General features: G+C 61.8%; 1 protein-coding gene. It reads right to left on the bottom strand.

The genetic code is table 11. From position 1 onward, the window contains the following. Positions 1–24 precede the first annotated feature (24 nt). On the bottom strand, positions 25–913 hold an 889-nt coding region (locus tag C5F48_RS24180), incomplete at its 5' end, for an IS3 family transposase (RefSeq protein WP_107666171.1).

Raw genomic sequence — 913 nt, 5'->3', positions numbered from 1 at the left:
GCTGCCGGTTTCGTGGACAGCGGGTTAAGCTAGCATAGCGCGAGCTTCGAACTCCATCGGGCTGATGTAGCCTAGTTTCGAATGCCGCCTGCGCGGGTTGTAGAAGCGCTCGATGTAATCGAAGACATCGGCACGCGCTTCGTTGCGGGTCCGGTAGACTTTGCTGGCCGTCCGTTCTGTCTTCAGCGTTGAGAAGAAGCTCTCCATTGCGGAATTATCCCAGACGTTTCCCGCACGGCTCATCGAGCAGGAGATCCCATTGTCGGCCAGAAGCCGCTGGAACTGCTCGCTTGTGTATTGCGATCCTTGGTCCGAATGATGAAGCAGCGCGTCGGCTTTGCCACGTCGCCAGACCGCCATCATCAGTGCGTCCATGACCAATGAGGCATCCCGATCAGCTTTCATGGACCAGCCCACTGCGCGCCGCGAAAACAGGTCCAGCACGACAGCGACGTAAAGCCAGCCCTCAGCGGTCCAGATGTAGGTGAAATCGGCCAGCCACTTCTGGTTTGGCCGGTCAGCCTCGAAGTCGCGGTCCAGAATGTTGTCGGCGATGACAGACCGTTCCCCATCGTCCTTGGGCTTCCCACGGCGCCTGGGCCGCGCCCGTAAGGCATTGAGCCGCATCAGTCGTTCGATCCGGTGAAGCCCGCAGGCCAGCCCTTCTTCCAAGACATCACGCCAGACGCGGCGCGCGCCATAGGTCCGGTCGCTGGCCTTGAAGCTCGTCTCGATCGCCGTGACGAGCTTGACGTCATAGCTCTCGCGGGCGCTGGTCGGGCGGTTGAGCCAGGCGTGGAAGCCGGACCGCGAGACCTCCAGCACGTCGCACAGCCAGCTGACGGGCCAGATGTGGCGGTGTTTGGCGATGAAGGCGAACCTCATGTCGCCTCGCGCGCGAAAAAAGCGGCGG

It is taken from the genome of Cereibacter changlensis JA139 (genome assembly GCF_003034985.1).
GTDB lineage: Bacteria > Pseudomonadota > Alphaproteobacteria > Rhodobacterales > Rhodobacteraceae > Cereibacter > Cereibacter changlensis.
Note: the sequence above shows the minus strand (reverse complement) of the source record. Positions and strands in the feature narration are given on the sequence as shown.